11 protein-coding genes are annotated in these 5,457 nt (G+C 66.0%); 9 read left to right on the top strand and 2 right to left on the bottom strand.

Going from position 1 to position 5,457, the window contains the following annotated elements; translation table 11 throughout:
- From AC1D1G_RS40940 to AC1D1G_RS40980, 9 genes are all read left to right on the top strand, one after another.
- On the top strand, positions 1 to 622 hold a 622-nt coding region (locus AC1D1G_RS40940; protein WP_477956469.1), incomplete at its 5' end, for an SRPBCC family protein.
- Entirely contained in the window at positions 619 to 1,032 is a 414-nt protein-coding gene (gvpJ, locus tag AC1D1G_RS40945; protein WP_005246459.1) for a gas vesicle protein GvpJ, read from the top strand. The genes AC1D1G_RS40940 and gvpJ, both read left to right, overlap by 4 nt.
- Complete coding sequence (locus tag AC1D1G_RS40950) at positions 1,032 to 1,820, top strand: GvpL/GvpF family gas vesicle protein (protein WP_280784482.1); 789 nt, start codon at positions 1,032 to 1,034, stop codon at positions 1,818 to 1,820. Before gvpJ ends, AC1D1G_RS40950 begins: the two co-directional genes overlap by 1 nt.
- Before the next feature lie 3 nt (positions 1,821 to 1,823).
- Positions 1,824 to 2,075, top strand: coding sequence for a gas vesicle protein GvpG (locus AC1D1G_RS40955; protein WP_280784483.1), 252 nt, complete (start codon positions 1,824 to 1,826; stop codon positions 2,073 to 2,075).
- A gap of 6 nt (positions 2,076 to 2,081) precedes the next feature.
- Entirely contained in the window at positions 2,082 to 2,372 is a 291-nt protein-coding gene (locus tag AC1D1G_RS40960; protein ID WP_280784484.1) for a gas vesicle protein GvpO, read from the top strand.
- Positions 2,369 to 2,776: a gas vesicle protein gene (locus AC1D1G_RS40965; protein WP_283332520.1), complete on the top strand. Its 408-nt coding sequence runs from the start codon at positions 2,369 to 2,371 to the stop codon at positions 2,774 to 2,776. The genes AC1D1G_RS40960 and AC1D1G_RS40965 overlap by 4 nt, the downstream gene beginning before the upstream one ends.
- The gene (locus tag AC1D1G_RS40970) at positions 2,763 to 3,542 is read left to right on the top strand and encodes a GvpL/GvpF family gas vesicle protein (protein ID WP_477956470.1); all 780 of its coding nucleotides are present in this window, start codon (positions 2,763 to 2,765) and stop codon (positions 3,540 to 3,542) included. The genes AC1D1G_RS40965 and AC1D1G_RS40970 overlap by 14 nt, the downstream gene beginning before the upstream one ends.
- A 4-nt stretch (positions 3,543 to 3,546) precedes the next feature.
- Positions 3,547 to 3,756, top strand: coding sequence for a gas vesicle protein (locus AC1D1G_RS40975; RefSeq protein WP_283332522.1), 210 nt, complete (start codon positions 3,547 to 3,549; stop codon positions 3,754 to 3,756).
- Positions 3,749 to 4,081, top strand: coding sequence for a gas vesicle protein K (locus tag AC1D1G_RS40980; protein WP_280784487.1), 333 nt, complete (start codon positions 3,749 to 3,751; stop codon positions 4,079 to 4,081). The genes AC1D1G_RS40975 and AC1D1G_RS40980 overlap by 8 nt, the downstream gene beginning before the upstream one ends.
- Positions 4,082 to 4,102: 21 nt before the next feature.
- Here the strand turns inward: AC1D1G_RS40980 and AC1D1G_RS40985 are convergent, their stop codons facing one another.
- The gene (locus AC1D1G_RS40985; RefSeq protein ID WP_280784488.1) at positions 4,103 to 4,297 is read right to left on the bottom strand and encodes a CsbD family protein; all 195 of its coding nucleotides are present in this window, start codon (positions 4,295 to 4,297) and stop codon (positions 4,103 to 4,105) included.
- 98 nt (positions 4,298 to 4,395) lie between these two features.
- Positions 4,396 to 5,454 (bottom strand): S-adenosylmethionine:tRNA ribosyltransferase-isomerase, encoded by a 1,059-nt coding sequence (locus AC1D1G_RS40990; RefSeq protein WP_280784489.1) that lies wholly within the window; start codon positions 5,452 to 5,454, stop codon positions 4,396 to 4,398.
- Positions 5,455 to 5,457 lie beyond the last annotated feature (3 nt).

Here is a 5,457-nt window from a genome sequence, read left to right on the forward strand (position 1 = left end):
GGTCCCGGATGAGCGGATCGTGTGGCGTTCGAAGGGTGCCAAGGGTTTCATCGACGGGGCGGTGACGTTCCACGAGGTGACTCCCGATCTCACGCGCATCGTTCTGATCCTCGAGTATCACCCGAAGGGATTGTTCGAGAAGACGGGAAACCTGTGGCGTGCACAGGGACGACGAGCACGACTGGAATTGAAACACTTTGCACGCCATGTCATGACACAGTCCATTCTCCATCCTGACGAAGTCGAGGGCTGGCGTGGAGAGATCCGGGACGGCGAGGTAGTCGAACCCGAAGAGGACGAGGCGCAGCCGGAGGAGTCGGAAGAGCTCGAGGAAAGCGACGAGGCCGAGGGCGAGGAGCCTGAGGACGAAGAAGCCGAGGACGAAGAGGCCGAGGAGACCGACGAAGGCGAGACCGACGAAGGCGAGATCGAGGAAACGGATGAGGACGCCGGCGAGGAAGCAGACGAGGAGGAAGAAGCAGAAGCACCCCCGCCGCCGAAACGCCGAGGTCGCCCGCGCAAGACCGCGGCTGCCGCTGAGGATCAGGCCCCGAAACGGCGAGGTCGCCCACGCAAGACTGCCGCGAAGACGGCGGGCTCGCGACAAGGAGCACGGCGATGACGGCGATACAACCGGCGGGGGGAGGTGGCGGCGGAGTCAGCGGCGGTCCCAGCTCGAGTAGCCTCGCCGACGTCATCGACACCATCCTCGACAAGGGTCTCGTCATCGACGCCTACGTGCGTGTCTCGCTGGTCGGCATCGAACTGCTGACGATCGACGCACGCGTCGTGGTCGCCAGTGTCGACACCTACCTGCGGTTCGCGGAGGCCGTGAACCGGCTCGAAATCGGCAGTGGCGAGCCGAAGGGCCTGACGGATCTCGTCGGGGACGTCACCGAGGGTGGTGCCAAGTCGAAGACCAAGGGCGCACTCGAGTCCGCGGGTGAGAAACTCGGCGACATCCTCGGCGGCGGGCAGGAAGAACCTGAGCGCGAACGGGTTTCGCGCAAGTCCACTCGAGGGGACAAGTGATGTCTACGTCAAACCAGAGCACCGACGCACCCGACGAGCCGCGCACCAGCGGTGTCTACGTGTACGGAATCGTGCCTGCCGATGTGGAAGCCGAAGAAGACGCGGTCGGCGTGTGTGACGGACCGGTCAGCACCGTCAAGCACGGCGACATCGCGGCGCTCGTGAGCGAAATTTCAGTGGACAGACCGCTCGGCAAGCCCGAGGACCTCCGAACCCATGCGCACGTGCTGGACGGCACGTCTCGGGTGGCACCGGTGCTCCCGCTTCGTTTCGGGGCGGTCATGACCGATGAGGACGCCGTCGCGGAGGAGTTACTCGCGGCACACGCCGAGGAGTTCGCCGCCGCGCTGGAGGAACTCGAAGGCCGGGCACAATACGTCGTGAAGGGACGATACGTCGAGGAGGCGATCCTCCGGGAAATAATCGAAGAGAACGAACAGGCGAGCAAGCTGCTCGGCACGATCCGAGATCAGCCCGAGGAGACCACCCGCGACGCCCGGATGGCCCTCGGCGAGATCGTGGGCAACGCCATCGAGGCCAAACGCGACGAAGACACCCGGAAGGTGGTCGAGGCACTCGACTCGCTGTCCGACTCGGTCAACGTCCGGGAACCGACTCATGAGGAGGAGGCTGCGCAAGTAGCCGTCCTCGTCGAAGTTGCGCGGCAGGAAGAACTCGAGAAGGCAGTGGGAGAACTGGCCGAGCAGTGGGACGGCCGAGTCGACATGCGCCTGCTCGGACCGCTCGCCGCCTACGACTTCGTGGTGACGCAGAAACCGGAGGGCTGACCGATGGGTCTGCTGTCGTTCATCGCCACCCTGCCACTCGCCCCCGTTCGCGGGGTGATCTCGCTGGCCGAGTTGATACAGCGACAGGTCGAGGAGGAAGTCCACAATCCCGCGAGTGCGCGCCGCGCTCTCGAGGAGCTGGAGGACGCCCGTGCGGCAGGCGAGATCTCCGCCGAGGAGGAAGAGCAGGCACAGCAGGCCATCCTCGATCGAATGACCGGAACAGCACATCCCACCGGTCCGGAAAAGGAGTGACGGGCGATGGCAGAAGAGGAGCCACCACCGTTGCCGGCACCCGAGATCGCCGAGATCGCGACGCGTGACATTGCGCAGTTGACCGGCAAGAAACCACTGGGTGCGACATCGGTCATGCCGACCGACGACGGCTGGACGGTGGAGGTGGAGGTAGTCGAGGACCGGCGAATACCGTCGTCGACGGACATGCTCGCGATGTACGAGGTGGTGTTGGATCTGGACGGAGAGCTGTTGTCCTACCGCAGAACCCGCCGCTACATCCGCGGTGTCGGTGACAGCGGGAGCGCGCAGTCATGACGATCGCCGGCGGCGGCGCGAGCAACCTTCCGCAGAGTTCGGGCGGCGGAATGGGCGGTGGGCACCAGTCGACGAACCTCGGCGAGATCCTCGAGCGCGTACTCGACAAGGGGCTCGTGATCGCTGGAGACATCCAGGTCAACCTGCTCGACATCGAACTGCTGACCATCAAGGTGCGACTGGTGATCGCCTCGCTGGAAACCGCGAAGGAGGTGGGCATCGATTGGTGGGAGCACGACCCCTGGCTGACCGGCAGGAACAGCGACGTCGAACTCGAGAACCGGAAGCTGCGGGAGCGGATCGCCGAACTCGAGTCCGGCAGGTCTGTTCGCCCTGCCGTCGAGGCCGCCGAAACGGTCGAGGTGGAGGCGAAACGTCAGGAGCAAGACGATGACCGCGGATGACGGTGTCTGGCTGTACAGCATCACCACCGACAGCATCGGCGACGCACAACTCGCCGGGGTCACCGGCGTGGCCGGCGAGCCGGTCCGCGCGGTGGCATCGGCGGGTCTCGTCGCGGTGGTGGGGACAGTGAGCCTGAGCGAATTCGGGCAGGACCCGCTGCAGCGCAACCTCGAGGACCTCGACTGGCTCGCGGCAACCGCGAGAGCACACGACGCCGTGGTGGCTGCCGTGCTACGCCACGGTCCCACCGTTCCATTGCGGTTGGCGACCCTCTACCTCGACGACGATCGCGTTCGCCTCCTCCTCGACGAACGACAGGAGGAGTTCGGCGCAACGCTGCGTCGGGTGACCGGACGAAGCGAGTGGGGTGTCAAAGCGTACGGAGACGCGAAGGCTTTGGCGCAGAACGTGAAGGAGGAGCCTTCCGCGACGGGTGCGGCGGGCAAGGGGACCGCGTATCTCCTGCGTCGTCGTGCGGAGTTGAGCGCACAGCAAGACGTGGAACGCCGGGCGGCCGGCCACGCGGACGAGATTCACTCCGCGCTCCGGGGCCATGCCGTCGACGGGGTTCGACGGCAAGTCACCGATCCGGTGCTGACCGGGAAACGGGCCTGGATGATCTTCAACGGCACCTACCTCGTGGACAACTCACGGGTCGACGACTTCGCTGCGCTCGTGTCGGCACTCGACACCGAACGCCCGGGCATCACACTGGATCTGACCGGACCGTGGCCGCCGTACTCCTTCGCCGGGATCGACGGGTGAGCACATGAGCGAGATGGTCCCCGGGGACGACACTCGCCGCATCGCGCTCGTCGATCTGCTCGATCGGGTGCTCGGCGGTGGTGTCGTCATCACCGGTGAGATCACCCTGTCGCTCGCCGACGTCGACATGGTCCGGATCTCGCTGCGCACACTCATCGCATCGGTCAGCGCACTCGTCCCCGACCCGGTCGGGCCGGAGCCCGCCGATGACTGAACCCGACCCCGTCGATTCGGATGCACCGACCGACATCGGTCGCCGGGTTCTGCCGCAGCGAATCGACGCCGACCCCGAATCCGTCGAGAAGGGCCTGGTCACCCTGGTCCTGACGATCGTCGAACTACTGCGCCAATTGATGGAACGGCAGGCGATACGCCGAGTCGAGCACGGCGATCTCAGCGACGAGCAGATCGAACGCATCGGCACGACACTCATGCTGCTCGAGGAGCGAATGGCAGAGTTGCGTGAGCATTTCGATCTCATGCCCGAGGATCTGAACATCGATCTCGGACCGCTGGGGCCGCTGCTGTCGAACGAATAGTCCGGACTCACCGAGGTTCGATCAATGTTTGAAAGCGTTCTTGATCTTCTTGCCCGCGTCCTTGAACTTGTCTCCCATCTGCTTGGTGTTGCCCTTGGCCTGTTCCTTGCTCCCCTCCGCCTCGAGGTGGGCATTCCCCGTAGCCCTGCCGACAGCCTTCTTGGCGGCGCCTTCGGCGGTTTCGACCTTGTGCCGGATCTTCTTTCCCATGTTCATGACGACGTCCTGTCCTCCGCGATCGCTTCTGTTCTCCGAGATCACCAACTTCAGTCAACTCGCACACAGCGCCGCTGTCGAGAACCGCGATTGCATCGTCACCGTCGCAGCAACAACGCACTGTCTCCGAACTCGTGCCACAGGTAGCCACGTGCGAGCGCCTCGTCGTAGGCGCGACGGACGGCCTTCTCTCCCACCACCGATTCGAGCAGCATGAGATGCGACGCCCCCGGTGCGTGCCAGCCCGTGATCAGGCCGTCCACGACCCGGGTCGGCCTCTCCGCACTCAGAACCAGGCCCGTCCAGCCGGCGCCCGCCACCGCCATGCCGCCCGAAGTGGCCTCGGTCTCGAGCGCCCTGGTCACGGTGGTTCCGACCGCGATGACGCGGCCTCCGGCGGCACGCCGGTCGTTGACCAGCCGCGCCGTCTGCTCCGGCACCTCGAACCGCTCCGGGATCGGCGGTTCCCCTCGCTCCGGCGAGGAGACCCCCGTGTGCAGCAGGATCGGTGCCACCACCACCCCCGAGGTCACCAGGTCGGTAACCATCGGATGGGTGAACGGCCGGGCGGCGCTGGCCATCTCGGCGCTTCCACCGGTGTGGCCGAAGATCGTCTGGTACGAGGACAGGGGCCAGCGTTCGTGGACGTACGCGTAGGTAATCGGACGACCCGAGGTGGCGAGCAGTTCCGCGGCTACGTCCGCGATGCCGTCGATCGAGGCCCGCCACAACCTGGTCGACCCGAGGGGCCAGGGTTCCACGAGCGTCGCAACGACGCCGCGCGGCAGAACGATCCGCGCTCCCGCCGCGACCGTGTCGAGGGCGCCGGAGACCGGTCCCGGCGCTCGCACCTCGACCGCCCAGTCCCCGTCCTCGAGAGCGGTGGAGAAGTGCACGACCACAGGTCCGACCGCGTCGACGGTCCCGTCCACCGCCGCGGCCAATGTCGACGACGCGTTCACCACCACCACGTCACCCGGGCGGAGGAAGCGTGGCAGGTCGTGGAATCTGCTGTGTTCCAACCTGCCCCGGTCGGAGACCAGCAGTCGCACCGAGTCGCGCAGCAACCCCCGGCTCTCCGGTGGACCACTCGCCTCCAATCGCTGTGGCAGCACGAACCGGAACTCGGCCGCGGAGGTGACCCGTGCACGCGTCACGAC

The organism is Rhodococcus sp. P3_B8, assembly GCF_056402775.1.

Coding starts and splice junctions, on each gene's coding strand:
- gvpJ (WP_005246459.1), top strand. CDS start 619: ATGACGGCGATACAACCGGCGGGGGGAGGTGGCGGCGGAGTCAGCGGC.
- AC1D1G_RS40950 (WP_280784482.1), top strand. CDS start 1,032: ATGTCTACGTCAAACCAGAGCACCGACGCACCCGACGAGCCGCGCACC.
- AC1D1G_RS40955 (WP_280784483.1), top strand. CDS start 1,824: ATGGGTCTGCTGTCGTTCATCGCCACCCTGCCACTCGCCCCCGTTCGC.
- AC1D1G_RS40960 (WP_280784484.1), top strand. CDS start 2,082: ATGGCAGAAGAGGAGCCACCACCGTTGCCGGCACCCGAGATCGCCGAG.
- AC1D1G_RS40965 (WP_283332520.1), top strand. CDS start 2,369: ATGACGATCGCCGGCGGCGGCGCGAGCAACCTTCCGCAGAGTTCGGGC.
- AC1D1G_RS40970 (WP_477956470.1), top strand. CDS start 2,763: ATGACCGCGGATGACGGTGTCTGGCTGTACAGCATCACCACCGACAGC.
- AC1D1G_RS40975 (WP_283332522.1), top strand. CDS start 3,547: ATGAGCGAGATGGTCCCCGGGGACGACACTCGCCGCATCGCGCTCGTC.
- AC1D1G_RS40980 (WP_280784487.1), top strand. CDS start 3,749: ATGACTGAACCCGACCCCGTCGATTCGGATGCACCGACCGACATCGGT.
- AC1D1G_RS40985 (WP_280784488.1), bottom strand. CDS start 4,297: ATGAACATGGGAAAGAAGATCCGGCACAAGGTCGAAACCGCCGAAGGC.